The 26,457-nt window shown below is 48.7% G+C and carries 28 protein-coding genes; 17 read left to right on the top strand and 11 right to left on the bottom strand.

From position 1 onward, the window contains the following. The first annotated feature begins 103 nt into the window (after positions 1 to 103). The 9 genes from ACNI23_RS16145 (at position 104) to ACNI23_RS16185 (ending at position 5,237) form a co-directional block, all read left to right on the top strand. Complete coding sequence (locus tag ACNI23_RS16145) at positions 104 to 1,417, top strand: MerR family transcriptional regulator (protein ID WP_420250237.1); 1,314 nt, start codon at positions 104 to 106, stop codon at positions 1,415 to 1,417. A 75-nt stretch (positions 1,418 to 1,492) separates the two neighbouring features. Further along, complete coding sequence (locus tag ACNI23_RS16150; RefSeq protein WP_420250239.1) at positions 1,493 to 1,666, top strand: MerR family transcriptional regulator; 174 nt, start codon at positions 1,493 to 1,495, stop codon at positions 1,664 to 1,666. A 177-nt stretch (positions 1,667 to 1,843) separates the two neighbouring features. Beyond that, on the top strand, positions 1,844 to 2,299 hold the full coding sequence (locus tag ACNI23_RS16155; protein WP_420250240.1) for a YccF domain-containing protein: 456 nt from the start codon (positions 1,844 to 1,846) through the stop codon (positions 2,297 to 2,299). Positions 2,300 to 2,399: 100 nt separating this feature from the next. Continuing rightward, positions 2,400 to 2,633, top strand: coding sequence for a hypothetical protein (locus tag ACNI23_RS16160; protein WP_420250242.1), 234 nt, complete (start codon positions 2,400 to 2,402; stop codon positions 2,631 to 2,633). Further along, positions 2,611 to 3,198: a Fic/DOC family protein gene (locus tag ACNI23_RS16165; RefSeq protein WP_420250243.1), complete on the top strand. Its 588-nt coding sequence runs from the start codon at positions 2,611 to 2,613 to the stop codon at positions 3,196 to 3,198. The genes ACNI23_RS16160 and ACNI23_RS16165 overlap by 23 nt, the downstream gene beginning before the upstream one ends. A gap of 125 nt (positions 3,199 to 3,323) precedes the next feature. Then, complete coding sequence (locus tag ACNI23_RS16170) at positions 3,324 to 4,091, top strand: Fic family protein (protein WP_420250244.1); 768 nt, start codon at positions 3,324 to 3,326, stop codon at positions 4,089 to 4,091. 28 nt (positions 4,092 to 4,119) lie between these two features. Then, positions 4,120 to 4,560, top strand: a complete 441-nt coding sequence (locus ACNI23_RS16175; RefSeq protein WP_420250246.1) for a hypothetical protein — start codon at positions 4,120 to 4,122, stop codon at positions 4,558 to 4,560. A 168-nt stretch (positions 4,561 to 4,728) separates the two neighbouring features. Then, positions 4,729 to 4,950, top strand: coding sequence for an addiction module protein (locus ACNI23_RS16180; protein WP_420250248.1), 222 nt, complete (start codon positions 4,729 to 4,731; stop codon positions 4,948 to 4,950). Continuing rightward, the gene (locus ACNI23_RS16185; RefSeq protein ID WP_420250250.1) at positions 4,950 to 5,237 is read left to right on the top strand and encodes a type II toxin-antitoxin system RelE/ParE family toxin; all 288 of its coding nucleotides are present in this window, start codon (positions 4,950 to 4,952) and stop codon (positions 5,235 to 5,237) included. Before ACNI23_RS16180 ends, ACNI23_RS16185 begins: the two co-directional genes overlap by 1 nt. A gap of 74 nt (positions 5,238 to 5,311) precedes the next feature. Here the strand turns inward: ACNI23_RS16185 and ACNI23_RS16190 are convergent, their stop codons facing one another. Continuing rightward, positions 5,312 to 6,247 (bottom strand): tRNA (adenine-N1)-methyltransferase, encoded by a 936-nt coding sequence (locus ACNI23_RS16190; RefSeq protein ID WP_420250252.1) that lies wholly within the window; start codon positions 6,245 to 6,247, stop codon positions 5,312 to 5,314. Between the two features lie 372 nt (positions 6,248 to 6,619). Here ACNI23_RS16190 and ACNI23_RS16195 point away from each other — a divergent pair, with 372 nt between their 5' ends. The 5 genes from ACNI23_RS16195 to hemW all read left to right on the top strand — a co-directional run bounded on the left by ACNI23_RS16195 (position 6,620) and on the right by hemW (position 11,894). Next, positions 6,620 to 7,606, top strand: a complete 987-nt coding sequence (locus ACNI23_RS16195; protein ID WP_420250254.1) for a radical SAM protein — start codon at positions 6,620 to 6,622, stop codon at positions 7,604 to 7,606. 52 nt (positions 7,607 to 7,658) lie between these two features. Then, complete coding sequence (locus ACNI23_RS16200) at positions 7,659 to 9,131, top strand: Rne/Rng family ribonuclease (RefSeq protein WP_420250256.1); 1,473 nt, start codon at positions 7,659 to 7,661, stop codon at positions 9,129 to 9,131. 54 nt (positions 9,132 to 9,185) lie between these two features. Next, positions 9,186 to 9,740 carry an epoxyqueuosine reductase QueH gene (locus ACNI23_RS16205; protein WP_420250258.1) on the top strand — a complete coding sequence of 185 codons (555 nt, stop codon included), beginning with the start codon at positions 9,186 to 9,188 and terminating at the stop codon, positions 9,738 to 9,740. A gap of 104 nt (positions 9,741 to 9,844) precedes the next feature. Then, positions 9,845 to 10,678, top strand: coding sequence for a universal stress protein (locus tag ACNI23_RS16210; RefSeq protein WP_420250260.1), 834 nt, complete (start codon positions 9,845 to 9,847; stop codon positions 10,676 to 10,678). A gap of 19 nt (positions 10,679 to 10,697) precedes the next feature. Beyond that, a complete protein-coding gene (gene hemW, locus ACNI23_RS16215; RefSeq protein ID WP_420250262.1) occupies positions 10,698 to 11,894 on the top strand; it encodes a radical SAM family heme chaperone HemW in 1,197 nt (398 codons plus the stop codon). A 37-nt stretch (positions 11,895 to 11,931) separates the two neighbouring features. Here the strand turns inward: hemW and ACNI23_RS16220 are convergent, their stop codons facing one another. The 6 genes from ACNI23_RS16220 to ACNI23_RS16245 form a co-directional block, all read right to left on the bottom strand. Then, positions 11,932 to 12,300 (bottom strand): hypothetical protein, encoded by a 369-nt coding sequence (locus ACNI23_RS16220; protein WP_420250264.1) that lies wholly within the window; start codon positions 12,298 to 12,300, stop codon positions 11,932 to 11,934. A gap of 79 nt (positions 12,301 to 12,379) precedes the next feature. Beyond that, on the bottom strand, positions 12,380 to 14,029 hold the full coding sequence (lnt, locus tag ACNI23_RS16225) for an apolipoprotein N-acyltransferase (protein ID WP_420250265.1): 1,650 nt from the start codon (positions 14,027 to 14,029) through the stop codon (positions 12,380 to 12,382). A 20-nt stretch (positions 14,030 to 14,049) separates the two neighbouring features. After that, positions 14,050 to 15,177 carry a UDP-galactopyranose mutase gene (gene glf, locus ACNI23_RS16230; protein ID WP_420250267.1) on the bottom strand — a complete coding sequence of 376 codons (1,128 nt, stop codon included), beginning with the start codon at positions 15,175 to 15,177 and terminating at the stop codon, positions 14,050 to 14,052. Between the two features lie 136 nt (positions 15,178 to 15,313). Next, positions 15,314 to 16,171, bottom strand: a complete 858-nt coding sequence (gene hflC / locus ACNI23_RS16235) for a protease modulator HflC (protein WP_420250269.1) — start codon at positions 16,169 to 16,171, stop codon at positions 15,314 to 15,316. A gap of 10 nt (positions 16,172 to 16,181) precedes the next feature. Beyond that, on the bottom strand, positions 16,182 to 17,285 hold the full coding sequence (gene hflK, locus ACNI23_RS16240; protein WP_420250271.1) for an FtsH protease activity modulator HflK: 1,104 nt from the start codon (positions 17,283 to 17,285) through the stop codon (positions 16,182 to 16,184). Between the two features lie 195 nt (positions 17,286 to 17,480). Beyond that, positions 17,481 to 18,506 (bottom strand): radical SAM protein, encoded by a 1,026-nt coding sequence (locus ACNI23_RS16245; RefSeq protein WP_420250272.1) that lies wholly within the window; start codon positions 18,504 to 18,506, stop codon positions 17,481 to 17,483. Between the two features lie 138 nt (positions 18,507 to 18,644). Here ACNI23_RS16245 and ACNI23_RS16250 point away from each other — a divergent pair, with 138 nt between their 5' ends. From ACNI23_RS16250 to rnhA, 3 genes are all read left to right on the top strand, one after another. Next, positions 18,645 to 20,012 carry a phosphomannomutase/phosphoglucomutase gene (locus tag ACNI23_RS16250; RefSeq protein WP_420250274.1) on the top strand — a complete coding sequence of 456 codons (1,368 nt, stop codon included), beginning with the start codon at positions 18,645 to 18,647 and terminating at the stop codon, positions 20,010 to 20,012. A 98-nt stretch (positions 20,013 to 20,110) separates the two neighbouring features. Continuing rightward, the gene (locus ACNI23_RS16255; RefSeq protein ID WP_420250276.1) at positions 20,111 to 20,680 is read left to right on the top strand and encodes a TPM domain-containing protein; all 570 of its coding nucleotides are present in this window, start codon (positions 20,111 to 20,113) and stop codon (positions 20,678 to 20,680) included. Positions 20,681 to 20,688: 8 nt separating this feature from the next. Then, positions 20,689 to 21,153 (top strand): ribonuclease HI, encoded by a 465-nt coding sequence (rnhA, locus tag ACNI23_RS16260; protein ID WP_012765771.1) that lies wholly within the window; start codon positions 20,689 to 20,691, stop codon positions 21,151 to 21,153. A gap of 128 nt (positions 21,154 to 21,281) precedes the next feature. Here rnhA and ACNI23_RS16265 read toward each other — a convergent pair whose 3' ends face one another. The 4 genes from ACNI23_RS16265 to hisC form a co-directional block, all read right to left on the bottom strand. After that, positions 21,282 to 22,325 (bottom strand): alpha/beta hydrolase, encoded by a 1,044-nt coding sequence (locus ACNI23_RS16265; RefSeq protein WP_420250278.1) that lies wholly within the window; start codon positions 22,323 to 22,325, stop codon positions 21,282 to 21,284. Between the two features lie 97 nt (positions 22,326 to 22,422). Continuing rightward, positions 22,423 to 23,868, bottom strand: coding sequence for an HAD-IIB family hydrolase (locus ACNI23_RS16270; RefSeq protein WP_420250280.1), 1,446 nt, complete (start codon positions 23,866 to 23,868; stop codon positions 22,423 to 22,425). Positions 23,869 to 24,096: 228 nt separating this feature from the next. Continuing rightward, positions 24,097 to 24,768 carry a (d)CMP kinase gene (gene cmk, locus ACNI23_RS16275; RefSeq protein WP_420250282.1) on the bottom strand — a complete coding sequence of 224 codons (672 nt, stop codon included), beginning with the start codon at positions 24,766 to 24,768 and terminating at the stop codon, positions 24,097 to 24,099. Further along, positions 24,768 to 25,862 carry a histidinol-phosphate transaminase gene (gene hisC, locus ACNI23_RS16280; RefSeq protein ID WP_420250284.1) on the bottom strand — a complete coding sequence of 365 codons (1,095 nt, stop codon included), beginning with the start codon at positions 25,860 to 25,862 and terminating at the stop codon, positions 24,768 to 24,770. The genes cmk and hisC overlap by 1 nt, the downstream gene beginning before the upstream one ends. Between the last annotated feature and the right edge of the window lie 595 nt (positions 25,863 to 26,457).

Below are 26,457 nucleotides of genomic sequence, written 5' to 3' on the forward strand. Positions count from 1 at the left end.
CCTTTTGAAAATTTTGACTTCAAAGCATCAAAAAAGTCTTTGACCTGTCTACAACTTCATAGTTCATGTTAGGTTCATCGCATAGCTATGCATGGAGTTAAATATGGTTAAAACATCGTCAGGTTTGACTGTGGGGCGGTTGGCTAAAAAGTACGGCCTCTCGCGCAGTACACTGCTTTACTATGATTCTATCGGGCTGCTTTCCCCTTCTGCTCATATGAAAGGTGAGTATCGCTCATATGGTGCGAAGGAGGAAAAGAGACTGGCTCATATCTGCCATTACCGCAAAGCTGGGATACCGCTTAAGGAGATCAAGGTGATCCTTGATTCGCCTGTCAGTGGTATAACCGGGGTACTGGAGTCGCGGCTCAAGGAATTGAATGAGGATATTTCCTCCCTGCATGAACAGCGGGAGTTTATTTCCGGTATTCTGAAAAGTGGGTCGGCGGGGAAGTCCGCAAAGCTCGACAAGGCAGCTTGGACCGAAGTGCTGCGTTCTTCCGGTTTCAGTGAAAAGGATATGGAAGACTGGCACATGGCTTTTGAGCGTACCCATCCTGATAAGCATCAGCAGTTTCTTGAATACCTGCAGATACCGGACGATGAAATCCGTCTGATCCGCAAGTGGTCTTCAGGACCGCAAAGGATCATCAAAGTACAACAAATCAGCGAGAAATATATGAAATTGTTTTTGAACTTTTTCGACACACTGGCAAAGCTTGGGCCCGGAAGTGTAGAGAGTACTAGGAAAGCCTTGAGCATGGTTCGCGGCCTGCCTGAAAATGCCAGAGTCCTCAACATCGGTTGTGGAACAGGAATTGAGACCATCGCTCTCTGCGAAAGCACGGATATGGAGTTTACAGCCCTCGACAATCGTCAGGCCGTCTTGGATGTGCTGGATAAGGAAGCTGCCAAGGCAGGCTTTACAGAACGCATTACAACCGTTCTCGGCGACATGAACGAGATGGATTATGACGCTGAGTCATATGACATGATCTGGTGCGAAGGTGCCATCTTCATTACAGGTTTTGAGAACGGTGTTTCCAAGTGGAAGAAGTTCATCAAGCCGGGCGGTTACATCTGCCTTAGTGAACTGGCATGGCTCGGCGACGAGCGTCCCGATGAAGCAGTGGAGTTCTTCCAGAATATCTATCCGGAAATGAAGTCCGTGCGTGGCAATATCGAAATCATGGAAAGGCATGGTTACGAGGTGACCGGTTATTTCATCGAGCCTGAATCTGACTGGTGGGATATCTATTACGCCGAAATGGAGCGTAATCTGCCGGGATATGCCGAAGACAACAAAGATAATTCCGAGATGGGAGTGCTGGAAGAAAACCTGCGCCGCGAAATGGAAATCATGCGTAAGTATGGGCATGCCGTGGGTTATGCCTTCTACATCGCGCGTAAGAAATAATAAGCAGCAATCTGCAGATTAATATAACCGCAGCCATGCGGCCACATGGTTGCAGACCAAGATCAGGAGAGCACAATGGATAAGGAAAAATGGACTGAAATCTTCCGCGAGGCCGGATTCAGTGACGAGAACATGCACAACTGGCATAAGGCTTTTGAAAAGCTTTACCCGGAAAAGCATCAGGCCTTCTTGGAACACATTCAGGTGGATCAGGAAGAAATCAAGAAGATCAGGGAATGGTCGAAATAATTTCGGCTGTTATTTGAATGTAAGTAAACCCCGGTGCGTCCTAGTATGGTCGTGCCGGGGTGTTTTTGTATGCGGGAAAGACTTGATGTTTTTTCGGGATAAGGGGAAAAGAGAATATACAGGCTTCTGCAATGCTGGTTATTGTGGACGGTTGTACTTTAAAATTTGGAGATTAAAATGAGAACACTCGGAAACATCTTATGGTATTTCCCCTTCTTCGGATTCATAAACGCGATCATGTTCTTCCTGCTCGGCTCACTGCTGGTGTTGACCGTAGTAGCCTCGCCGCTCGGTCTGGGTTTGATCCAGTACAGTAAGTTCCTGTTCGCCCCCTTCAGCTGGTCCATGGTTTCCAAAGAGGATCTCAATGTGGAAAGCAATCCCGCTTGGGAAGCATATTCCACAATCATCATGATCCTATGGATTCCCTTCGGGATCATCTTCGCGGTGATAACCATCTGTCAGATAGTAGGTCTGGCAATCTCAATTGTGGGTATCCCGGTGGCCTTGGTGTTAGCAAAATCCCTGCGGACCATCTTCAGTCCCGTAGATATGGTTTGCGTGCCTGCCGTGGTAGCGAACGAGGTGCAACGCCGTAAGGATGAGGATGCTATTAATAAGCATATCCGCTAGTTGTTGAAGTTTTGTTGGAGATTTGAAAAGCCCCGCGCTCGTTTGAGTGCGGGGCTTTATTGCAGTTGCCTTTTTAATTTGCAGGTATTATTATTTTTGCATGACTAAGACATCAAAATATACTTTCGCTACCGCTAAACGTCCCAAAGATAAAACGGATGTTTTGCGTCGTCGCTTTAAGCATGCAAAAGCTTCTTTAGCCATTGAAGGGCTTCATTTAACCACTGAAGAAATTAGTGTCTTTGAAGAGTGTATCCAAAAGGGATGTTCCTTTGAAGAACGTACTACACTTTTGAAAGAGCGGTTTCCGAATGCCCACGCGATACGCCCATAGAGACGCATACACATATGAAGAATCTTCCGTCCTGAAAAACAAGGGCGGACATGAAACCCAAGAGGCGCTTGATCAGTTTGAGCGCCTTTCTGTTGCCAGTCGCATGATGGAGGATCTGCCGCAAGGTCGTTTAGATTATCAGCACCTGAAAGATATTCATTCCCATTTATTTCAAGATGTCTACGATTGGGCCGGCCAGGAACGAAATGTCTCCATAAGTAAAGGGGCAACTCTTTTCGCCAATCCTCGACATATAGAAAGTGCAGTAATCGATCTTTTAGATGAGTTGAAAGGTGAGAATTATCTCACTGGGTACGATCCTGATGATTTTGTGGAGCGAGCAGCGTATTACATGATTGAGCTTAATCTTGCTCATCCATTTCGTGAGGGCAATGGCAGAGCCCTGCGTGAATTTTTATCGCTGCTGGCTGATAATGTTGGGTATGGAATAGATACAGAGAGGTTGCAGTCCGGATGGCTGGAAGCCTGTATTGAAGGTGTCAGCGGAAGTGAACTGCCCATGTGTGATGTTATTGCTGGAGCTCTGGTTCTTTATGAGGATTAGAGGGTGTTAGTCATTTTATTGAATGTGTTGCAAAGCCCCGTACTCGTTTGAGTGCGGGGGGTCATTCTCTGATAGCCGATTGACCTTCATAGGCTAAGCAAATACTTTGTGTTAAAGGAGTTTCTATGCCTACTGATTACCTTAAATCCGAATCCCTGACTGCGTTATTGAGGGAAATTGATGAGCGCAAAGCAGAGCTTGATGCATGCCGCGATTCCGTCAGTCCTCAGATCGTGGAAGCGCTGAATATTGAATATACCTATGATAGTAACCGCATTGAAGGTAACACCCTGACCCTGCGCGAGACCGACCTTGTTATCAACAAGGGTCTGACCATCGGTGGAAAGTCCATGCAGGAGCACCTCGAAGCGGTCAACCATTACGAAGCTATCCAGTACGTTCGCGAGTTGACCGCAGAATCCACAAATTTTTCAGAGAAGGTCATCAAAGATATTCACGGCATCATCCTGCAAGGCATAGACCGCGAAAACGCAGGACGCTATCGCAGTGTTCCCGTAGCTATTTCCGGTAGCCGACACATCCCTCCGCAGCCGTGGCAGGTTCCTATCCTTATGGAGCAGATGGTTTCGTGGTATGCTGAAAATGAGCCTGTACTGCATCCCGTTGTACTCGCTGCGGAAGTGCATGAGCGTATCGCTACCATTCATCGATTCATAGACGGCAACGGACGAACCGCACGTTTAGTAATGAATTTAATCTTGATGCAGCGTGGTTACTTGGTAGTTAATATCGCCGGGGATACCGAGAGTCGTCTGGCTTATTACAATGCTTTGGAGAAGCGTAATCTTGAGGATGACAAGATTGAATTTATTGAGTTGATTGCTGGGTATGTTTTGAAGAGTTTGAGTGGGGTTTTGGAGCGGGTGAGTTGAGTTTTTTAGCTTGAAATGGAGATTAAAAATGGACCCCATTACAGCGATTCAGTCGACAATAGGCGTTATTAAAGGTGCTATTGATATTACAAAGAATATCAAAGACGTTAGTGATGCGAATATGCAAGCAGATTTAAAATTGCAATTAGCTAATTTAACAGAAGCTTTGGCTAACGCAACCATTCAGCTTTCACAGGTTAAAATAGCGATAAATGAGAAAGATGAAGAAATTGAGAAATTGAAACTAGCTTTAGAGATGAAAGATAAATTAAAATTTAATAGTAAATATGGACTGTGGGAAGCTGAAGAAGACGGCAAGGTGATAAGATATTGTACTAAATGCCATGCTGAAGATAAATTTATTCGTGTACAAGAAATGGCGAACAAGTTTGAATGCAAGAGATGTAATCAGACCTATTTGCGACCTGAGTATCGTCCTTCATCAAGACAAAAGAAAACTCTTTACTAAATTTGTTTTTTTTACGAAAAAGCCGGGCCTCCTCACGGAGACCATCTATATGATACATATAGGCTGCTGGTTTGTAGCGATTCTCAGGCTTATGGGCAGCTCTCCTCTAATGAGATTGAAACTCCTCACGCTTTTAGCTATATTTAGCATCTAAGAAGGAGCCGTATAATGATTGATCTTACCACCATCACTGATCAAGCCCTGCAACTGGCACCGGTACAGAGAGCCGAACTGATTGAGTCTTTGCTGGCAAGCTTTGATTCAAGGCGGAAATCCATTGACAGCAAATGGGCCAATGAAGCCGAAAGCCGGATAGACGCTTATGAGCAAGGGAAAATAGATTCCGTTTCTGCTGATGAAGTTTTTGACCGTATAGGGCAGCAGGAATAATGATCAGATTTCTTTCCTGTGCGCAGCAGGAACTAAACGAAGCAGTCTCTTGGTATAATGAGCAGAGTGCCGGGTTGGGGTTTGATTTTGCGGCTGAAGTCAAGCGTGCACTTTCTCGCATGGAAGAACACCCTGAAGCTTGGTCTTTGATCTCCAGAAGAACACGGCGGATACGTATTTCACGATTTCCTTACGCTGTAATTTATCAAGTCCGTCAGGATTGTTTGCTGGTTGTAGCAATTATGCACATGAGTAGAAATCCTATGCACTGGAAAAATCGTATTTAACAAACTAAAAAAGCCGGGCCTCCTCACGAAGACCCGGCTTTCATCTTTAAAACCTTAACTATCCACAACCGAACTTACTCAGCCTTCTCCTCACTGGATTCAGCTTTCTTCTCTTCAGCAGCTTCGGTAGTTTCTGGCACGTCTTTCTTGGCGTGAATCATATCTTTTCTATCTACATGATACTTATCAGCAGCGGGCTTGCCGCGATTCTCACGCTTTTTCTTGGGCGGTTCTACGCTCATTTCGCAGCCTGCCATATTGCGGGCGAAGACGAGGTATCCGGTGTGGGCTACCATGCGGTCTTCGGGGCGCAGGCGTTCTGCGACGGGCTTGTAGTTACGCACTAAAATTTCGCAGACTTCCTGCTCTTCGAAAGGCATGTCTTCCATGGCCTTCAGGAGATCGCTGACTTGATTGGTGGTCGGCAGCAGGAAACCGCACATTGCGCCGGGGATTACTGCTTTTGGAATGTGGTGCAGGTAATCCCAGGGGTTGGGTACGTCGAGGAAGAGGGCGTCGCAATCGCTGGCGAGGAAGCCGTCTTCGATGTTCAGGTTGAACTGCTCAACTCGGTGCTCAAGTCCGGCCCATTCAAGGTTCTTGCGGACCAGCTTGTAAAATTCGGGGCGTTTTTCGTGGGTGTATACCTTACCTGTATCACCAACGTAGAAGGCCAGTGCGGTGGTCAGGCCGCCGGAACCGGAGCCGGATTCGACTACACGGGTGCCGGGACCGATGCCCAGTTTGAGCAGCAGGTAGCTGATCTCTTTGGGGTACATGATCTGGGTCTGGCGTTTGAGGCCCTTGATGATATCGTAAATGGTGGGTTTGAGGATCTGGTATTTGTGGCCCAGGTGGGTTTCCACAACCTTTCCGTACCCGGCGGCGAGGATGTTATCGGTGTACATCATGCCGTCATGTGTATGTATTTCTTCCCCTGCATTAAGAGTGCGCAGGTAGCGCTTGCCTTTGGGGTTAACGAGCAAAATTAGTTGTCCAGCTTCAAGCATTAGACTTCCTCCTGAATTGTTCTATGGCCCGATTACGGATGAAACCGCTCAAAGTCAATATTTAATGCATTCAGAGGGCGGATAAAGCACCATCTGTGTCACATATATATCTCTTGAGTTTTTTGACATTTAAGAATAAATGCTTAACTACCGCATTGAATGAAATTTATCTTCGCGCAGCTATTTTTACACATCTCCCGCAAAAATCACAGTTGGAATTACGGCAGGACGTTTGAATCGTTTATTGCCAATTAAAACTATTAGGGAGCGCAGAGGGGATTATCCCTTTGCCCGCCGGAGACGAAATAGATTCGTCAAAAGCGCGAAGCGCATCAAAATTAAAAGTATTTTTTGCTTCTTGATGAGGCCGTTATGGGTTATAGATATGTCTTCGGGCCGGTTTTTTCCGGCAGGATAGGTCGTTCACTGGGGCTGGACCTGCTTGGACGCAGGGTCTGCTCTATGGATTGTGTGTATTGCGAAGTGGGCAAAACTGATCTGCTCACTGGTGAACGTGATGTTTATGTGCCCGCGGCTGAGATTCTTAGTGAATTAGAAAATTGGAAGCAGGAGGGGCATCAGCCGCCTGAGTTTATTACCCTTGGAGGACTCGGGGAACCGACTCTCAACTCTGAAATGCCCGAAGTAATTCGCGGCATAAAAAAACTTTTCCCGTCAATGCCTGTGGCCGTGCTGACAAACGCGACCGCCATGACGGACCCCGAAGTGCGCAGGGAATTATTGGAAGCCGATGTGGTGCTTCCGTCCATGGATTCCCTTGTTGCTTCGGAATTCAGGGCCATAAACAGGCCGTGCAAAGGGACCGACCCTACGGCAATTGCCAAAGCCCTGATCGAATTCCGCAAGGAGTTCAATGGTAAGATTTTTCTGGAAGTGCTCCTTTCACGGGGATACAATGATTCGGACGAAAATCTCTCTTTGATGAAAGATTTCTGTTCTGAACTTGCCCCGGACCGCATTGATGTGGTCACACTTTCGCGTCCAGGTACTCTGGAGAAGGCTGGTCCGGTTGATTCCGAGACCCTAGGCCGCTGGAAAAAGGTTCTTGATGCCGCGCCCTGTAAAGACAGGGATTGCGGGCCGGATACCGACGCAAAGAAAAGGAGCGGTGATGAGACCATTGCCCATGTGCAGGGCGAAGGCTCCCACGCATTTGACCGGATTCAGGCTTCTATCATGCGCAGGCCGCAGACAGCGCAACAGCTCGCCGGAGCACTTGATATCCCCTTGGAAAGGGTGGAACAGGTTCTGGCAGAACTGGAAAAAAGCGGTAAACTGCACGTCAGGCAGACTGGAAATGATATTTATTACGATTGCAGGCTTGACGGAGAATCATGAATTTAGCTGCTGAGTCCGGGGAAAATTTAAAAAACTTTTCTTTGGATTAAAAATGACAGGTAAAAAGCAGAAGAAAAAAGAAAAAATGTTTATCAGCGTTCTCCCCGGCGAACAGGTGGAAGTTGCGCTGACTCAGGAAGGTCAGGTTATTGAGTATTACGTAGAAATGCTCCATCAGGCCAAGACCAAAGGTAACATCTACAAAGGTTACATTCATAACATCGATGCCGCGTTGCAGGCGGCTTTCATCAACTACGGGGCCGAGCGTAATGGCTTCCTGCAGGTTGATGAGGTGCATCCTGAATATTATCAGGGTGCTTACAAGCTTAAGAAAGGGCATCGTTACCCACTGCTCCAGAAGGTTCTCAAGCCCGGGCAGGAAATTTTCGTACAGGTAGTGAAAGAGCCTACCGGCAAGAAGGGTGCATTCCTTTCTTCTTATCTTTCCATTCCGGGCCGTTACTTTGTACTTACTCCCGGACGTGAGCAGATCGGTATTTCCCGCAAGATTGAAGACGAGAAAGAGCGCGAAAGGCTTAAGGAACTTATTGACGAGGTCAACCCCGGAGACGGGGTGGGCGTTATCGTTCGTACCGCCAGCAAGGGACAGAGTAAATCCGCCCTGCGCCGCGATTTCAAGTTTCTGACCCGTCTTTGGAATGATATCCGTGAAAAAGGACAGGATGCCAAGCCGCCGTCCCTCGTATATGAGGAGATGGGACTGGCCGCCCGTGCCGTTCGCGACTATTTGTCTTCCGATGTTGTGGAAATCTGGGTTGATGATCAGGAAACCCTTGAGCAGGTTAAGAAACTGGCAACTCTTTCTTTCCCGCGTCGCGCCAATCTGGTTAAACTCCATTCCGATACTGATAAATCTCTCTGGGAACGGTTCAATCTGATTAAGCAGATTGAGCAGATTTACGGCCGCGAGGTTAACCTGCCTTCCGGTGGGCGCCTTGTCTTCGACCAGACCGAGGCTTTGACCGCTATCGACATCAACTCCGGCAAGATCGGCGGAGAGCGCAATTTCAAGGAAATGGCCCTCAAGACCAACAAGGAAAGTGCCGAGATGATCGCCCGCCAGCTCAAGCTGCGTGACCTCGGCGGTCAGGTTGTGATCGACTTCATTGAGATGAAGGATCCCAAACATTGCCGCGAGGTGGAAAAGACCATGCGCGCTGCTCTTAAAGGCGACCGTGCGCGGACCGATGTTGGCCGTATTTCCCGTTTCGGGCTTATGGAACTGGTTCGCCAGCGTTTGGGATCGTCTGCCATTGCGGTTTCTACCGAGGCTTGTCCCTGCTGTGACGGCACCGGTATTCGCCGAAACATGGAATGGCAGTCTATGCAGGCCATCAAAGATATTTATCGCATGCTTCGCAAACCCAATTGTGAATCCCCGCTGGTTTACGATGCCGAGGAAGAGCTGGCTCTCTACCTGCTCAACCACAAGCGGGATGCAATTCACCAATACGAAAAGATGTTCGATACCAAGATCAACATCGAAATTCAGTGGAATGAATAACTAATAAATTAGAGGGGGAGTGTTAAAACACTCCCCCTCTAATAATTTAATAATATGTCTTCTAAAAGAATACTTCTTCATGCCTGTTGCGGTCCGTGTTCCATCACAACAATTGATGCTTTGCGCGATCAGGGCTTTGAAGTCTCCGCATTTTTCTACAATCCCAATATTCACCCCCTGCAGGAGTTCCTGCGCCGCCGGGAAGGTTTTCTTGAAGTCTGTGAAAAGATGAATGTGAAGGTCATCGGCAGGCTGGATGAGTACGATTCCAAGAAATGGTTCCGCAATGCTGCCTTTCGTGAGGCCAATCGTTGCTTCCATTGCTATGCTGATCGTTTGGAGCGGACTCTTTCCCTTGCCAAGCGCGGCGGGTTTGATTTCTACACCACCACCTTGCTCTACAGCAAATTTCAGCAGCATGAACGTATTGCCGAACTCGGGAAAGATATGGCCGGGAATGGTAAATGTGAATTTTACTATTACGATTTCCGGGAAGGCTGGAGAGAGGGTATTGAGCGTTCTAAGGAAATGGGAATCTATCGCCAGCAGTATTGCGGGTGTTTGTTCAGTGAAAACGAGCGTTATGAGAATGATTTGAAAAAAAACTAGCTTGTTTTAATGCTTCTCTATGGTTATTCTAAAACTAGCTTCTGTATATAAAAGCAGTTTAACTGCTTTTCCCTATAGTTCGACAGCAACAGAATGAGGTAAACATGGAAAAGCATCTTCTGGTTTGTGTCCGTGGGGACTCAGCATCTTCATATGCGGTCAGATTTATAAAGAATTTTTTTCACTCTCCCTGCGATGTGCGCATTACTCTGTTTCATGTTGCTCCTCCTATGAATTCGTGGAGCAAGGGGGCGCTGGCAAAGGGACGCAATCTGTTGGATGAAATCAGGCAGTGGTTCATTGACAACAGTTTTTGTGACGAGAGCAAGATTGATGTGAAGAGTATCCATTCCCGTGGAAATACTGCACGCGAGATCGTTCAGGAAGGGCACAAGGGGATGTACGATGCGGTTATACTAAGTCGTCAGGCTCAGTCCGTGCTCGAAGAATTTTTCGATTACAGTGTCGGTTCCAAGGTAATATGGGAAGAGGTTGACTTTCCACTCTGGTTTTGCAAATGCCCGGAAGAGCTCGCACGAAAGGATGTGCTGCTTTGCGTGGATGAAGATGCTCCTTCGCAGAGAATTGCAGATCATGTAGGGTTCGTGCTTGGAGATAATCCCAATCATGACATCACCATGTTTCATGTCCATGACTCCCGGGAAAAGGGTGCGACAACATCAGAAGATATTTTTAATATTACCCGCGAACACCTTGAAGGCAACGGCGTAGCTCCGGAACGCATCAGGGAGCTTGTTGTTGACAATGACGATGTTACCAAGGCTATCCTTGCGGAAGTTGCCAGAAAACCGTACGCCGCTGTGGCTGCCGGACGTGGCAAGCATGATAAGACAGCCATTGAAAAGCTGTTTCCCCGTTCGTTAAGTGTAAAGCTCCTGCATCAAATGGAAGGGGCGACTTTGTGGATCAGCAGGTAAGGATAAGGAATTTCTATTAATGGGACTGACTCCCGCATTTTTTAATGCCCCGTTGTTGCGTGGAGACGGCAGTGAGGCCAGAAATCTTCTGGTCTACATCCACGTGCCTTTCTGCAAACGCAAATGTAACTATTGCGCATTCCATTCCCAGCCTTTTGAACAGGTCGGTTTTGCATGGTATATGAAAACCCTGCTTTCCGAGATAGAGCTCTGGGGTAAAAGACTTAAGAATCCATGTATCGGTACGGTCTATTTCGGTGGAGGCACTCCCAGCCTGATCCCGCCTTTCCAGCTAGAACTGATCATGGATGCCCTGCGCAAGCACTTCAGATTTACCAAAGGCATGGAAATTACCCTTGAGGCCAATCCCGATTCCGCCAATGACCTTTCATATTTCAAGGCCCTTTACGATATGGGCATCAATCGGCTCAGCCTAGGCTTTCAGTCCCTTGATGACCGCAACCTTGAGATGCTCGGCCGTCCGCATTCCGCAAGGCAGGCAGCTGATGCATACTACACGGCACGCAAGGCCGGGTTCGGCAATATCAGCATCGACCTGATCTGGGGGCTGCCGCGCCAGAAGGTCAAAGACTGGAATAACGAACTCAAGGCTGTGGTGCAGCTTAAGCCGGAGCATATGTCCTGTTACGGGCTGTCTATTGAACCGGGAACCGTTTTCGGGCAACGTGCTGAGGATTTGGATATGGAACTGCCTCCCGACGGGGAGCAGGCCCGTATGTTCATTTACGGTGCCGAATATCTGGAAGCCATGGGCTACATTCAGTACGAGATTTCAAATTTCGCGCGCATGGGTTTTATTTCCCGCCATAACCAAGGGTATTGGGATCGTCTTGATTACCTTGGTCTTGGGCCGTCCGCAGTCTCTACAATCGGTAACCGCAGATTCACCAACCCTCGCTATCTGGATGAGTATGACGCCGCAGTGCGCGGTGAATTTTTGGGAGAAGATTTCGAGGAACTGACTGACGAAATCAAGGCTCAGGAATTGATCATGCTTTGTCTGCGTACATCAAAAGGTCTTAAGCTTTCTGACTATACGGAACTTACCGGACGTGACTTGACCAAGGAAAAAGCTTCCATCATCAGCGCACTGCATAAGAACGGTCTGGTGCGTATTAGCGCAGGCTACCTGCGGCTGACCAAGAACGGCATGCTGGTTTCCAATTCTATCTTGGAGTCACTTGTATTTGATTAGAGAAAGATTATGATACGCTCTCGTGTTTTATTTGCGATCAGTGTTTACAGCTCTTGGGATACCATCCCTTGTATATTGTTCCCCCCATATAGTGGGACCATTTAACGCCTGTCTTGCTATATTCAAGATTGTAGACCCTCGCACATTCCCGGCATGCTTCCCTATACCTTTTGCCGCAGTCTTTATATTCCGGATCGTATTCGGCTTTCACAGAGTACATGCCCTTGTGTTCGCCCGTAGCGCATATTATGCAAGTAACATCGAGCAGGCCCATTTCCTCACAAGTCTCCACAGATGGCTTCTTTCCAGCCAAAACCGGCCCGGCGAACAGGATAATGCTGACGAACAGGACAACGGTCCCTTTGAAACAGTACAATGGTAACTTTTTGAAAAGCATTTGTTTCATGTCTCTATCCTTTAGGGAGTTCTGTGTATAAAAACAATAATGCGGAGTATAGTGTAGATAATACCAAGACGCAACACAATTAATCGGTGGAACGGGGGGCGAGCAACGCGCTCAGCAACGGACAGGCCGCAGCGACGGCTAACAGCCACAACCACGCGTCGCCCATATGCGCATAGAACGTCTTTGCCTGCGGGCAGAACAGCCGTGCCTGCCGGAATGTGCGCACATCCATGGGGGTCAAAGTTTCCGGGACAATTTCGCCGCTTGCGCGGACGTGCGCTCCGGCTCCGTTGTTGGAACACCGGACAAGAGGACGGCGTAGTTCTACTGAACGAAAGATGTCAACTGAGAGATGCTGGTGCGCTGCTGTCTCTGAAGCGAACCATGCGTCATCGGAAACACTGACAAAGGCATCCGCCCCCAGCTTTACACCATCCCGTGTGAAGAGGGGGAATCCACTCTCAAAACAGATCAGCGGCTGCACCTGCTTGCCGTTTTCCAGATTTATTGCCACGGGTCCGGCCCCCGGAGAATAATCGAGGCTCTCCTCTGTCGGGAGCCCCACCAAAGTCTTTACCTTACGTAAGGGATCCCGCTCGCTGAACGGCACCAGCTTCACTTTGCGGTAGACTGGACCGCAGTTGTCTTCCCCGATAAGCCAGAGGGCGTTGTACTTGGCCTTGAGACGTTGCGTACTTATACATCTTTCTGTCTCACCCGGGGCTTTTGAAACATTAAGCACGAGTTTGTTGTCGCCGTATTCGTGCTCTACAAATGCGGCAAGTATCGGCCCTCCGGACTCCTGTGCAGCATGATTAACACCCGAATAGAGCAAGGATTCGCAATCCCCGCTCTCATCGCCGGGCAGCTCAGGCCAAAGGACCAGATCGGCGGGGCCGAATCTGTCAGCCGCCCGCTCGGTTTCCCGGACCATGGTTTCGGTATTGCCTAAGAACGGTCCGGAATCGTCAAGCCCTTCCCGGCCTTTAAGGGGAATATTCGGTTGAATAGAGGTGATAGTGAGGAATTCGTTCGCTTGGGCATTTCCGGCAAGGTGTTTGATTTGTTCAAGCCGGAATGTTCCGTATCCGAACATTGCGCCCAGCAGGACTATGAGTAAGGCCGCGTTCGCAACGGCCTTGCGTGGAGTACGCAGAGAGGCCAGAATATCGGCCACCAGCCAGTTGGACAGGAAAACAAGGAAGCCGACAAAATACATCCCGCCCAGATCTGCTGTTTGAATAGCGACAGGAAAGCGATGTAAATTTACCACCGCAGGTGTACCGGGGCAGATGACCGGGCGCAAAGCCACAAGTAAACCCAGTAGGGCAGCGCAATACAACGGTCCGGGCCTGTGGCCGCGTCGCTCCATCCAACCGCAGGCAAGTCCAAGTAGAGCATAGGGCAGTCCCTGATATAAACAAAGGACGGCAGTCGAGGCCAAAGCTCCGGGTGCAGACATGCCGATCATGTTGACGGAGCCGTTAAACACCCACCAAATGGAAACACTCCAGATAAGCGTCCCGCCACCCCATCCCCAAATCAGTCCGCTCCATGGACTGCACCCGCGAAGCGCGAAGGCGAACGGAACAAGCGCGACAAACGGCAGTGCCAACAAAGGAGCCGATGGTAGACTAAGCCATATCAACCCGGCTGAAGCCGAGATAAGAAAGAGCCTTGACCATTGAGGCGGCCTCCACCCGGATTGTTTAGCAAAAACGTTTCCCATTTCGCTTGATTAACCAGCCGTTATTTAAGTTTATCGTCACAGAACTCCAGCGCCGCCAGCACAGCCTTGTCCATGTCGTAATATTTGTACTGCCCCAGTCTGCCGAGGAAGTGCACATTTTCCAGCTTGGCGGCTTCTCCTAAATACAACCCCAGACGTTTGCGGTCTTCATCAGTATTGACCGGGTAGTATGGCTCATCCCCCTGTTTCCATTTCACGGAGAATTCGCGTGCGGTGATGGTTTTCCCGCTTCCATTCTCTCTTTCCGGGTGCAGGTGCTGGTATTCGTGGATGCGGGTATAGGGAATGTCAATATCGGCGTAGTTCATGACCGAGGTTCCCTGATAATCCTGAACGTTTTCAACTCGGTATTCAAAGCGCAGGGATCTCCAGGTCAGTTCCCCGTGGCAGTAGTCAAAATATCTGTCCACCGGACCGGTGTAGTAGATAGTGCAGTCTTTGGGTATTATGCGTTTCAAATCGAAGAAGTCCGCATTCAGCTGAGTTTCAATAAGTTCATGGTCCAGCATGCGTTCGAACAGTTTTGTATAGCCGTCCCAAGGAATGCCCTGATAGCGGTCTGTGAAGTAGTCGCATTCATAGGTATGGCGGAAGGGCAGTCGGGTGATAATTGAGGCGTCCAGTTCTTTAGGGTCGCATTCCCATTGTTTTAGGGTGTATCCTTTTACGAAAGCCTCATACAGTTCGCGCCCAATCAGGCTGATCGCCTTCTCTTCAAGATTCTGCGGATCGGTGATGTTTTCTTCTGCGCTTTTGCTTTGGATAAAATCTTCCACTTCGTGCGGTTTCAAATTGATTCCGAAGAAAGAATTAATGGTTTGTAGATTGACCGGCATATGGAAAGTACGGCCTTGATAGGTGGTTACCACCTTATGTCTGTATCCGTTGAATTCAGTAAAACGGTTCAGGAAATTCCAGACGCGCCGTTCTTTGGTATGGAAAATATGAGTGCCGTAGCTGTGGAATTCAATGCCTGTTTCCTCGTTGATCCGGCTGTGGCAGTTGCCGCCGATGTGGTCGCGTTTGTCAATAACCAGCACCTGTTCGCCTAATTTATCGGCGATGTGTCTTGCTACAGTACAGCCGGTTATCCCGGCACCAACGATAAGATGTTTGCAATTTTCCATTATATGCCTCCGGCGGCTTAAACCTTTTATTATGCTTCGCGACAGTGTTTGAAAGATCGTCTTGAAAATAAGAAAGCCCGTAATATCTTTTAAGATACTACGGGCTTATTCTTCATGTGTCGAGCTTGCTAAGCAACTACTTCATATACTTCAAGAACGGGCTGTCCTGTGAGAGGATCAGTCTTGTATTCGTTTTGAGTCCTGTTTCATAAGCTTCGAGGGACTTTTTGAATTCGTAGAATCTCGGGTCCTTGCCGAAACTGTCAGCATAGATTTTGGTTGCTATACCTTCACCTTCACCTCGCAGAATTTCCGCTTTGAGGTTGGCATCAGCCAAGGTGATTGCTCTTTCTTTGTCTGCCTGTGCAGTAATGCGGGCTGCTGCTTCGCTACCCTGTGAGCGGTACTGCTTGGCCATACGCTCACGTTCTGCGCGCATACGTCCGTAAATAGCACGGGCGTTTTCAGGCGGCAGGTCGGTTCGTTTGATACGCACATCGAGAACTTCAATACCGTACGATTTGAGCAGGGTATTTGAAGTCTTGGTGACCTCTTCCATGATGGAAGTACGGTCACTGGAGATGATCTCGATCAGTGTGTAACGACCAAGGGCAACGCGGAGTTCCGCGTAGATAATATCATCCAGCCGTGCCTGAGCGCGGGGGATGGAACGCACGGTGCGGTAAAACAGCAAGGGGTCGGCAATGCGCCACTTGGAGTAGTTGTCCACAACCATGTTTTTCTTATCTTTGGTCAGAATTTCAGCCGGACGGGCATCATATTCCAGAAGACGCGAATCAAAGTAGATCACGTTCTGGACAAAGGGCAGCTTGAAATGCAGCCCCGGTCCTATTGGTCCGGATTTAGGTTTACCGAGCTGGAGCACAATGGCCTTCTCAGTTTGCTTTACTATGTATGCACTCTGCGCAATCCCCAGTACGGCAACAATAATCATAATTGCCAGGGGAGCGGAACTTTTCTTGAGTAAACTCATGTCTTATCCCCTATTTTTTACCGGTTTGGATGGGAAGGGTGCTGCCGTCCAGAGAAAGGAACGGAAGAGCCTTCTTAGCCGCGTCATCGGAAAGGATGACTTTCTTGACTTCAGGATTAGACAGGATGTTCTGCATTGTCTCCAGATACAGACGTTTAACCGTGATGTCCTTGGCCTTAAGGTATTCTTTGTAGACTGCCATGAAACGTTTAGCCTGACCTTCCGCTTCGCGTATCTTGGTTTCCTTGTACGCTTCTGCTTTGTTCAGGATAACCGCAGCCTGACCTCTTGCCTTGGGTAGGATGTCGTTGCGGTACGCTTCCGCTTCGTTAATGTAACGGCTCTTGTCCTCACGGGCGGATGCTACGTCCTTAAAGGCGTCTACAACCTCGTTCGGCGGATGCACGTTCTGCAACTGTACTGCCAATACATTCACTCCGAGTTTATAGCGGTCTACAATCTCCTGTAACAGATCGCGTGTCTCGGTCTGAATCTGGAGCTTACCGGTAGTAAGGGCCAGTTCGATCTTGGTTTTACCGATGATCTCACGCATGGCCGCTTCGGCAGCGTCCTGAATGGTTTTAGGTTGGTTGCTGACTTCAAAGAGGTAGTTTACCGGATCTTTGATCTGGTATTGTACGATGAATTGAACATCAACGATGTTTTCATCACCGGTCAGCATGAGGGATTCCTCAGGTACGTTGCGCGACTGGCCTTGGGTAAAGGAGCGCGAAGAGCCATAGGAACGGAAGCCCACTTCCACACGTCTGATCTGTGTGACCTTGGGTTTCATGACCGATTCAATGGGAATCGGAAGGTGGTAATGCGGACCCGGTGTAGTGGTTGTCACATACTTACCGAATCTGGTTACCACACCGACTTCATCCGGTTCTACGATGTATACTCCGGAAAGAAACCAGAGCAGGATGATGCCGATGATTATAAATTTGCCGCCCGGCAAGCCGGTTCCGCGGATTTTTCGGATTGTGGAGTTGATATCATCCACATTCGGCGGTTTAGGAGCACCTCCGCCGCCTTTGTTCCTCTGCCGTTGTTCGGATAATTTGTCCCAGTCCCAGTTCATGTAAATTTGATAGGTGAGATAGACCGACATATCAAGGAAAATCGGATATGCAGGTCAATGTGTTACTGAAATAATAACTCCAACGCGAACATTCAGTGTCAGAAAGTGAGCAGAGTTATCGGGTCTTCCTGTGACGCATTAATAAATATGCTTAGATTAAATCATTTTTTTCGAAAGATAAAACTTTTTCTGGTTCTTTGAGATGGATTGGTACAATTTGTTCCACTAACTTATCAGGTCGAGAAAATATTTGGCATCAGGATTCTTCGAATCCTTTTGCAGGGCAGAAGAAAAAGCTTTCAGGCTGCCAGCCATATCTCCGTGTTGCGAGGCAATGAGTCCGGTGATGACGTCTACCTGCGGTAGTTCCCCGTAGTTGCAGCGGATGAATTCAGCTCTGCTTTGGGCATCTTCAAGGTTCTCCTGAATGACCATGCTTTTGGCCAGATTATAGTGATAGGCCAGTTCATAATCCATATTGAAGGGCTTGTGTCCTTTTTCAACTTTCCAGCCAACCGAGGGGGTCCGGTCGGAAAAATTACAATAGGAGCATGCTTCGAGGGGGAAGCGGGAGCGCCAGAGCACGAAGTCGTGGTAATCAAAATTCTTTAGGTCATAGGACATGTGCGGACAGTTTCGGAACCCTTCGCTGAGTATACCTTCAGGGGCAAAGCGTTGGTAACCACCTGCACCGCAGCGGTGCACAGTCATATCGCGCAGCAGGGCCATGCAGTGGGAATTGCCGCAGAATCGTTTTACTTCCCGCGGCTGTTCGAAAGTTTCCAGTTTGTTGAAAATTGATTTTTGCGGGAATTGAATGCACACATGGGGGTTGTATTCTTTGATCAGCATAGCTATGCGGTATGCTTCCTCATAGCCGCCGAGTCGCTTCTCGATGGTCGGGTAACGGGAAATCTTGACCAGCGACATCAGTTGCCAAAGATCTTTATAGGCTCGTACAGCATCTTCGGAAAGCCAAAAGCCGTTGCTGGTAATGACCATCGGTCTTTTGTACCTTTCCCAGATATGGAAAGCGAAGCGGGTGATGTCCGAATGCAGAAAAGGCTCCCCTCCCATAAGAGAAATTGCCCCAAGGTTGAAGTTATCTCCATTTAGGATATCAAGGCCGGGAAAATAGTCTCCGGCTTCATATTCCTTTTCAGGGCAGAACGGGGAATAATTGTGGCACCAGCGGCAATTGTTGTTGCAGTGGTCGACTGTATGGATTTCAACGTATGGTATATCAAACATGGCTTGCTGTACGGTTGCCTTTTTTATAAATTATAGAGTGATACTTGCTTTAGATGCATACTCCCAATCCGGTTCTACCGCAAGAACGGGTTGATTTTTATGAAGCTGAAACGGATTTATGGTTAACGGAGATATACGATGAAGGAAATCAGGAAAGAAATTTTCAGAGCCTACGATATTCGAGGAGTTGTAGATCAGGATTTTGATGAGGAATGGGTTGAACGTCTCGGCCGTGCGTGCGGCACATGGTTCCGCTCCAAGGGCTGGGACCGTGCTGTACTGGGGCATGACTGCCGCCACAGTTCCCCTGTCTACCAGCAGGCCGTTGGTCGGGGGCTGAATGCTTCCGGTGTGGATGTGCTTTTCCTTAACCTTATTCCTACTCCGGCACTGTATTTTGCAGCAAAGAAACTGAATTACAAAGCCGGGGTGATGATCACCGCCAGTCATAATCCTCCTGAGTATAACGGCTTCAAGGTCTGGGGCGGAGAGACCACCATTCATACTGACGATATTCAGGAAATCTACAACATAATGGAGTCCGGCAATTTTGCTGAGGGCAGCGGCGTGGCTTCCTATCACGATATCGTGCCCTATTACATTGAAGATCTGCTTTCTGACATTAAACTGGAGCGTCCGGTTAAGGTTGTGCTTGATGGCGGAAACGGAGCCGGGGGGCATATTGCTCTGGAACTGCTTCGTCAGGCAGGAGCAGAAGTCATTCCGCAATACTGTGAGCCGGACGGAGATTTCCCCAACCATCACCCAGATCCGGTTGTTGCCGAGTATATGGGTGATCTGTTCAAGGCCGTTGTGGATCACGGTGCTGAAGTTGGTATCGGACTTGACGGCGATGCTGACCGCATCGGGGCTGTTGATGAACATGGCAACCTTATTCCCGGAGACAGGCTTGTGGCTCTTTATGCCCGGGAAATGCTTGAACGCAAGCCCGGTGAAATCGTAGTGGCTGACGTGAAATGCAGTCATCTGTTGTTTGATGATATTGCCGAGCATGGCGGCGAACCGCTCATGGCCCGCACCGGTCATTCGGTTATGAAGGCCAAGATGATTGAAACCGGAGCCGGATTGGGCGGAGAGATGAGCGGGCATATTTTCTTTTCCGACCGCTTTTACGGCTTTGATGACGGCTTGTACTCAGCTCTGCGTTTGCTGGAGATTCTTTCCCGTTCCAAGGAGCCTGTTTCTGGAATGTGGGACGGCTGGCCGCAGACATTCTTTACCCCGGAACTGCGCGTTGAATATCCTGAAGAAATCAAGTTCAGGCTGGTTGAAAGAGCGGCAGAGGAACTTTCCAGAGACTATGAGGTCATTGATATCGACGGTGTTCGAATTGTTTTCGATGGCGGCTGGGGCCTTGTGCGTGCTTCCAACACTCAGGCGGCTTTGACCCTGCGTTTCGAAGCTTCCTCACAGAAGCAGTTAAGGGAGATAAGGGATAAGGTTGAAAGTCTGCTTGATCGTCTGGCGGCAGAGCTTTGCGCTTAGTTCCTATTTTTACAGAAAAGCAAATACTTGCTACCATAAGGACTTGAAGGTAAGCCTTTTAATCTGATTTAAACACCAAGCAGAACAAGGTATAATCCATGGCATTGTTTATTAAGCCCCAAGGAAAAACCGGTACGGAAAAATTTCTCAGAATGATCGGGATGCTCATTATTCTCGGTCTTGTGGTTTACGCTTTTTGGATAAACAACCAGTCCACGCTGGAAAAGATACAGGCCCGTAATGCCCTCTGGGATCAGACCAAGATTTTAGATAAATCGGAACGGGATTTCATTCAGGGATTTATCAGGAGCATGCGTTCTGAGTTCGGAGTAAAAGCCCGTATCCAAATCATACTCGATCCGATTACCGCGCAAGAAGTTGATCCCAAGGAACTGTTGATCGTAATATCTCCGCCCACTCAGGATGTGGGTATGCATTTTCCCGGTCTCGTTCGTCATGCCTTGGGCAACGGATTTATTTCCGAGCTGGAAAATAAGCATTTTGAAAACCATTATTCTGATGATGAATGGCCCACATCGCTCATGACCTGCCTTTCCATGATCTGGGAGCGGCTGGCCAAGGTAGAGTCCAACCAGTCTGTTCCTAAGGTTTATACTGATGGAAACAACAGTATGCCTGATCCTGAATCATCAGCCCACAAGGAATAAAAGAATTAATGTCTAAGAAGAAACTTACCATTTATACAGACGGCTCCTGCCTCGGTAATCCCGGTAAAGGCGGCTACGGTGCCGTTCTCCTGTTCAATGAGCACCGCAAGGAGCTTTCACAGGGATACAAAAAGACCACCAATAATCGTATGGAGATGCGGGCGGTTATTGCAGCTCTGACTGAACTTAAGGAACCCTGCGAAGTCACTCTCTATACAGACTCCCAGTACGTTAAGAACGCTTTTACCAAGAAGTGGATAGACAACTGGCAGAAGAATGGCTGGAAAACCGCAGCAAAGAAACCGGTTAAAAACAAGGATCTCTGGTTGCAGTTTATTCCTCTGCTGGAGAAGCACGATGTGACTTTTCGTTGGGTTAAAGGGCATGCCGGTGATCCCGAAAACGAACGCTGCGATGATCTGGCCCGTACTGCCGCATCATCCGGTGATCTGATCGTAGACGAAGGTGCCTAGAATTTTGATGCGCTTCGCGTTTTTGATAATATGATTTCACCTCCGGTGGCCAAAGGGAATAATCCCCTTTGGAATCCCTAATAAATTAAAACGGGCTGGAAGATTAATCTTCCAACCCGTTTTTTGCGTTATTTTATAATATTAGCAAAATCGTTGTAGATTGAAGTCTGCTTAACAAAGCGGGGCTTGCCGTTCAGGCTGGTATCTATGGCTGAAGCATCCACGAAATCAATACCCGGCAGGTCTGCATTATTCACAACATCGCCAAGTCTGACTCCTGCCCGTTCCCTATGCGCTAAAGCCAGCTTGTCATCTCTGTTCGAGGTGTAGACCGTTATATGGGCACTGGTATTATGCAGTCTAGGAAGTATTGTATTGGCAAATTTATTGCGGTTGATGTCCGGCGCGATGAGGATGAGTTCTCGGATGCGGGCCATGTTTTCGGGGCTTAATTTCAGCTTGGCAAGGGCTTCGCAGAGCGGTTCACAACCCATGTTGTTGCCGATTAAGTATATGTTCTCCGCTGTGGATTCTTCCGCCACAACCTCCAGAAATTCAGTCAACTGCGCAACAGTATAGTCCGCGTTTTGTTCATCCTGCATATAGTCGAGCTTTTCGCCCTGAGCGGGCCAGCTGAAAAAGAGCGGTGCACCCTGATACTGCAGCTGATAACTCATGCGTGCGGTGCGTTTTGCGGCTTCTGCAAATGAGACATTGAAGCCGTGTACGAAGATGAGAGCGGAGTTAGCCGGATTAGTTTCCAAGCGTTTAGCGATAGTTGTTTCAAAGGAACGTTGGGGAAGCTGGCGGACGTCTGTGACTTCGTAGCTGCTTGCCGCACTCAGCCCGTAGGAAGTCATGGTAAAACGGGATTTCTTTAGCCCTTTGATTTCCTTGTCATAGGGGACGGCTATTGTGCATCCACCCCAACTGAGGCTACCTTTCGTATCACCGAAAGTTTTTGCGGGAACAGTACTTCCGCTGGGTTTGCGGTCAGTTCCGTAGAACAGTTCGATTTCTTGAAAAGGAAGTTCAGTGGTGAGGGCCCTTGTCAGGTCGGCACTCCACTTGTTGAAAGTGTCGGTGCTGCTTTTGGAGCAGCCGGAGATTAGAAGCAGTGAGTAAAGAGTCAGGGCAATAATTATTGCTCTGGAAAGGAATATTTTTTTCATGCCGGAGCGACCTCCTTTAAAGTGCGCAAAGGATCAGATTTTGATGTCTAACCCTTATAACACAACAAAGGAATGCCGCAACCGGACTGAAAAGGTGCTAATTGTAGTTTGCTATCCAGTTATGGGGAATAGACCAGCAACCATCTTTAGATGAATCAACAAGGGCATCCAGCAGACGGGCAACGCCGTATTCGTCGCAAGCGGGAATGTGCAGATCTGCTGCGGGCAGTGCTTCGGGGGCCGCGTTGGCAACCACAGCACTTAAGCCTACATGGCCGAACATGGTCAGGTCATTCTCGCTGTCACCGATAGCAATGGAGTTGAGGTCGGACCAGTCTGCTTCTTTCATGATCTGCATCATTGCGGAGTGTTTACCGTGTCCTGCGGGGCCGATTTCAAGGAAATCCTCAGCAGTGCGAACGCAGCTCATGCCGTATTTCTCCGCAAGGTTGCGGACCATCTCGCATTGTTCGGTCTGGTCGCGGTGAGAAAAGGTAAGAATCTTGATGGCGCTCTTGTCACCCGGAGTAGGGCCGGCTTGAGGCAGGGTTTCACCTACCATTACGAAGTCATTAAGCTCTTTGGGAGTAAGTTCCGCACGGGTCCAGATGCCGTCACTTACATAAGTGGCGTAGTTAACGTTTGCTTCAAGCAATGCGTCTTCAATGGCCTTGAACGGAGTGACAGTCTCTCCGAAAACCTCAAGCTTACCGTTGCGCACGATGACTGAACCGTTAACACCGGCATGGGGAGTCTGTTCACCGACGCTGCTGATCAGGTGCGGCACGCTGATCATATGCTTCCCGGTAATGAGCGAAAAACGTCCGCCCGCCGTGGTGTAGCGGTTGATTGCATTGAGTGTTCTGCGGTCAATAGTTTCACCCGGTTTGATTAGGGTGTTGTCGATGTCGCAGAAGATCCATGGAAGAGTCTTGCCCTGTGTGCAGGCAATAGTTCTGGTAAAGTCCTGCTGGTTCTGGCGGGAGTAGGGCAGGGTCTTGCGTGCGATGGACGGCGGTATGGAATCAAAGCCGAATCTGTTTTCAAGTTCAACAATCCGCTGTCCAAAAGAATATGATTCTCCCAAAGGTGAGGTTCTGAAATCACAGTAGGCCACAGCCTTGTAAATGGGGCAATCATAGTTCGGACCTGGAAACTGAGAGTATATTTCCTTCATTTCAGGCATGCTCTCAATTTCAATAGGGGTGCTGGAGTGCCACAGCACAGCCATAATCAGGTCTTCCGGCGCATTGCAATGGGCAAGGTAGGCCGCACCGTCAAGAGGATGAAAGCCGGTCTTTTTAAGCTTTTCGGAATAGCCCACATCATGGAAAAGGGCAGCGGTTACGACTTGCTCCGCAGTCTCGGCATCGTAATCCATCTGGGCAGCCAGCCTGCGGGCAGTTTTGCAGGCCTGACGCATGTGTGCCAGTCTGGTTGAATCTGGCGGGAAAAAGGAAGCAGCAAGTTCGTCAGTGAGGTTTTCAGATACTGGACCAAGCGGTTCAGGGAAAATATTTTTAAGAATAGAAGATATGTTCATAGATAGCTCCATTTGCCGTAGATAGCGGCGAAGCCTAATAAAAGGTTTTGGGATTCTTAAACCCTTTTGCAAAAGGGTTTAAGGCCCCCGGCAGGGTCGCCGAAGGCCTTTAGTTATTTCGTAATTATTGCGACTGTAAAGTCAAGCGACATTTGGGGCGCTAAAAGATGAAGGCCGCTGGGAAAAACTTCCAAGCGGCCTAAAATATTCGTATTTGCGTTTTCGCTTTTAATTAACTTTTTTTTCGGTTTCGAAAACAAGCTTGTCGAAAACACCGTTGATATCAAGATGCGTGGTGTCCACGATGATGGAATCTTCGGCAGGTTTAAGCGGAGCTACCTTGCGGTTGCGGTCCTGATCGTCGCGGGCGGCGATTTGTTCGATCAGTTCAGCCATTTCTGCGGGCTTTCCCATATCCTTGAGCTGTTCGAATCTCCTGCGGGCGCGTTCCTCAAGATCGGCATCAAGGAAGAACTTGCAGGGAGCCTGCGGGAAAATGACTGTTCCCATGTCTCTTCCTTCGGCAATGAGGGAGGTTGTTTCGCCGATGGCACGCTGGGCGATTTTCTGATAATCGCGCACAGCCGGGATCTTAGCCATATTGGATGCCCACATGCCTACGGTTTCGGTGCGGATTTCATCGGTCAGAGGAGTCCCGTTCAGGCTCAGAGTGGAATTGGAACCGCTGCCGGAGAGGGTGAATTCAAGCCCCTTAAGAGCTTCGTCAAGCTTGTCTGCATCCCAGTCCCAAGCTCCTTCCCCCAGTTTCCAGGCGGTTCCGCGGAACATGGCTCCGGTATCGAGATAGGCGATCTCAAAGCGGTCAGCCAGACGCTTGGCGAGGGTGGATTTCCCCACACCGGCGGGGCCGTCCAAAGTTATGATAAAAGGTGTGTCCATTAAAGGACCTCCTTAAGTGTTTCTAAGAATACTTTGTTTTCGTGGTCAGTTCCCATATTGACCCGGATGTACTCGCCAAGGCCGAAGCTCTTCAGCGGACGGACAATGATGCCCCGTTTGAGGAGTTCCTCAAACACTTCCATGGCATCGCGTGTGGGCTTGAACATAATGAAGTTGGCTTGGGAATCAAGCACTTCACAGCCCATTTTGCGGATTTCTGTAGTGAAAAGTTCACGACCGCGCAGGACCACATCCATGGTGGTGTTGAAAAAAGCTTCGTCTTCCAGCACGGCAATGGCTGCTTCTTCGGCCAACAGGTTAACGGTAAAGGGCGCACGGGCGCTATTGATGTATTCTGCAAGCTGCTTGCTCATGATGCCGTATCCGATGCGAAGACCTGCCAGACCGTATGCTTTGGAGAAAGTACGGGTCAACACGATGTTGGGGTATTCTTCCAGCAGGGGGCGCATGTCGTATTTATCCGCCGGACGGGCGAATTCGATGTATGCTTCATCAATAACCAGCAGTGTCTGTTCGGGGATGGACGCCGCCATTTCGCGTACTTCATCAACAGTAACAGCCAGTCCGGTAGGGTTGTCCGGTGAAGTCAGGAATACTAGAGCTGTTTTCTCAGAAACGGCTTCAGTCAGTGCCTTGAGAGGCTGCTTGTGACCTTCCTCGCGGGGAATCTGGCGGAAGTTTACAGCACATAGGTGTGACATGAGTCGATACATGCTGAAGCATGATTCGTAGGTAATTACTTCATCCTGTCCGGGATTGGCCTTGATGCGTACCAGCAGGTCGAGGACCTCATCGGAACCGTTGCCGCTGATAATTTGTTCTTCGGAAACACCTGTGCGTTTGGCAATGGCAGCATTCAGGCGCGGGTTGCCGTTATGAGGGTAGCGGAAAACAGAGGGTGCATGACGATTAATGGCTTTCTGGGCCATGGGAGAAGCACCCAAAGGGTTTTCGTTGCTTGCGAGTTTGATAACGGTGTCGAGACCGTATTTCTCTTTGATTTCCTCGATGGTCAGGCCCGGTGCGTAGGGCTTTGAATCCATCATATCAGAACGGACTTTGATGGCGGACATGCTGGAATCCTCGATAGATGTGATTGATTATGATGCGCTGTGCGCTTTTGAATAAAAGATGCCTTCGGCGTCCCTGCCGGGGGCTCTCTGAAAGCCAAAGGAACAAGACTCTTTGGAGTCACGATCAGACTTCGCTCTCAGCCCGATTAAAACAGGGGACAATTTAAAAGGAAAGTCCGGTTTTATTAGTTTGGAACGGAGAATTTGTCAAAAAATACTATTATTGACAGACTATCATCATGCAAGTACTGATTTTGCTAGTTCATGCATATTTTTCAAGGAGATTTTATGTTTATGAGATCATTAGAGAATGCACTGCAAGTTACCGACAAAAGGTAGCAAGCTGGTAGCAGAATGATCTGGTTCTGCCTTTGCAGAACATTCTTATTCTATTCAAGGGACATTTCTGTTTCCTTTCCGGCTTACGCCGCACCGGAACTCTAACCCGAGTTCCGCCTCTATTTCTGTTCCCAATTTTTGTCGGTGACATACCATAATCTGTGATTCATGACCCATATGTATCATTCGGGTTGTAGGACAAGTGCGTTTTGATTTGTCCGCCCAATAGATACATTCAAGTGAACATTTCTGAGTT

Source organism: Maridesulfovibrio pacificus (SeqCode) (assembly GCF_048612815.1).
In the GTDB taxonomy this organism is placed as follows: Bacteria; Desulfobacterota; Desulfovibrionia; order Desulfovibrionales; family Desulfovibrionaceae; genus Maridesulfovibrio; species Maridesulfovibrio pacificus.

What these genes read in the sequence shown, in the direction of transcription:
- ACNI23_RS16145 (WP_420250237.1), top strand. Translation starts at nt 104, where the DNA reads ATGGTTAAAACATCGTCAGGTTTGACTGTGGGGCGGTTGGCTAAAAAG.
- ACNI23_RS16150 (WP_420250239.1), top strand. Translation starts at nt 1,493, where the DNA reads ATGGATAAGGAAAAATGGACTGAAATCTTCCGCGAGGCCGGATTCAGT.
- ACNI23_RS16155 (WP_420250240.1), top strand. Translation starts at nt 1,844, where the DNA reads ATGAGAACACTCGGAAACATCTTATGGTATTTCCCCTTCTTCGGATTC.
- ACNI23_RS16160 (WP_420250242.1), top strand. Translation starts at nt 2,400, where the DNA reads ATGACTAAGACATCAAAATATACTTTCGCTACCGCTAAACGTCCCAAA.
- ACNI23_RS16165 (WP_420250243.1), top strand. Translation starts at nt 2,611, where the DNA reads ATGCCCACGCGATACGCCCATAGAGACGCATACACATATGAAGAATCT.
- ACNI23_RS16170 (WP_420250244.1), top strand. Translation starts at nt 3,324, where the DNA reads ATGCCTACTGATTACCTTAAATCCGAATCCCTGACTGCGTTATTGAGG.
- ACNI23_RS16175 (WP_420250246.1), top strand. Translation starts at nt 4,120, where the DNA reads ATGGACCCCATTACAGCGATTCAGTCGACAATAGGCGTTATTAAAGGT.
- ACNI23_RS16180 (WP_420250248.1), top strand. Translation starts at nt 4,729, where the DNA reads ATGATTGATCTTACCACCATCACTGATCAAGCCCTGCAACTGGCACCG.
- ACNI23_RS16185 (WP_420250250.1), top strand. Translation starts at nt 4,950, where the DNA reads ATGATCAGATTTCTTTCCTGTGCGCAGCAGGAACTAAACGAAGCAGTC.
- ACNI23_RS16190 (WP_420250252.1), bottom strand. Translation starts at nt 6,247, where the DNA reads ATGCTTGAAGCTGGACAACTAATTTTGCTCGTTAACCCCAAAGGCAAG.
- ACNI23_RS16195 (WP_420250254.1), top strand. Translation starts at nt 6,620, where the DNA reads ATGGGTTATAGATATGTCTTCGGGCCGGTTTTTTCCGGCAGGATAGGT.
- ACNI23_RS16200 (WP_420250256.1), top strand. Translation starts at nt 7,659, where the DNA reads ATGACAGGTAAAAAGCAGAAGAAAAAAGAAAAAATGTTTATCAGCGTT.
- ACNI23_RS16205 (WP_420250258.1), top strand. Translation starts at nt 9,186, where the DNA reads ATGTCTTCTAAAAGAATACTTCTTCATGCCTGTTGCGGTCCGTGTTCC.
- ACNI23_RS16210 (WP_420250260.1), top strand. Translation starts at nt 9,845, where the DNA reads ATGGAAAAGCATCTTCTGGTTTGTGTCCGTGGGGACTCAGCATCTTCA.
- hemW (WP_420250262.1), top strand. Translation starts at nt 10,698, where the DNA reads ATGGGACTGACTCCCGCATTTTTTAATGCCCCGTTGTTGCGTGGAGAC.
- ACNI23_RS16220 (WP_420250264.1), bottom strand. Translation starts at nt 12,300, where the DNA reads ATGAAACAAATGCTTTTCAAAAAGTTACCATTGTACTGTTTCAAAGGG.
- lnt (WP_420250265.1), bottom strand. Translation starts at nt 14,029, where the DNA reads ATGGGAAACGTTTTTGCTAAACAATCCGGGTGGAGGCCGCCTCAATGG.
- glf (WP_420250267.1), bottom strand. Translation starts at nt 15,177, where the DNA reads ATGGAAAATTGCAAACATCTTATCGTTGGTGCCGGGATAACCGGCTGT.
- hflC (WP_420250269.1), bottom strand. Translation starts at nt 16,171, where the DNA reads ATGAGTTTACTCAAGAAAAGTTCCGCTCCCCTGGCAATTATGATTATT.
- hflK (WP_420250271.1), bottom strand. Translation starts at nt 17,285, where the DNA reads ATGTCGGTCTATCTCACCTATCAAATTTACATGAACTGGGACTGGGAC.
- ACNI23_RS16245 (WP_420250272.1), bottom strand. Translation starts at nt 18,506, where the DNA reads ATGTTTGATATACCATACGTTGAAATCCATACAGTCGACCACTGCAAC.
- ACNI23_RS16250 (WP_420250274.1), top strand. Translation starts at nt 18,645, where the DNA reads ATGAAGGAAATCAGGAAAGAAATTTTCAGAGCCTACGATATTCGAGGA.
- ACNI23_RS16255 (WP_420250276.1), top strand. Translation starts at nt 20,111, where the DNA reads ATGGCATTGTTTATTAAGCCCCAAGGAAAAACCGGTACGGAAAAATTT.
- rnhA (WP_012765771.1), top strand. Translation starts at nt 20,689, where the DNA reads ATGTCTAAGAAGAAACTTACCATTTATACAGACGGCTCCTGCCTCGGT.
- ACNI23_RS16265 (WP_420250278.1), bottom strand. Translation starts at nt 22,325, where the DNA reads ATGAAAAAAATATTCCTTTCCAGAGCAATAATTATTGCCCTGACTCTT.
- ACNI23_RS16270 (WP_420250280.1), bottom strand. Translation starts at nt 23,868, where the DNA reads ATGAACATATCTTCTATTCTTAAAAATATTTTCCCTGAACCGCTTGGT.
- cmk (WP_420250282.1), bottom strand. Translation starts at nt 24,768, where the DNA reads ATGGACACACCTTTTATCATAACTTTGGACGGCCCCGCCGGTGTGGGG.
- hisC (WP_420250284.1), bottom strand. Translation starts at nt 25,862, where the DNA reads ATGTCCGCCATCAAAGTCCGTTCTGATATGATGGATTCAAAGCCCTAC.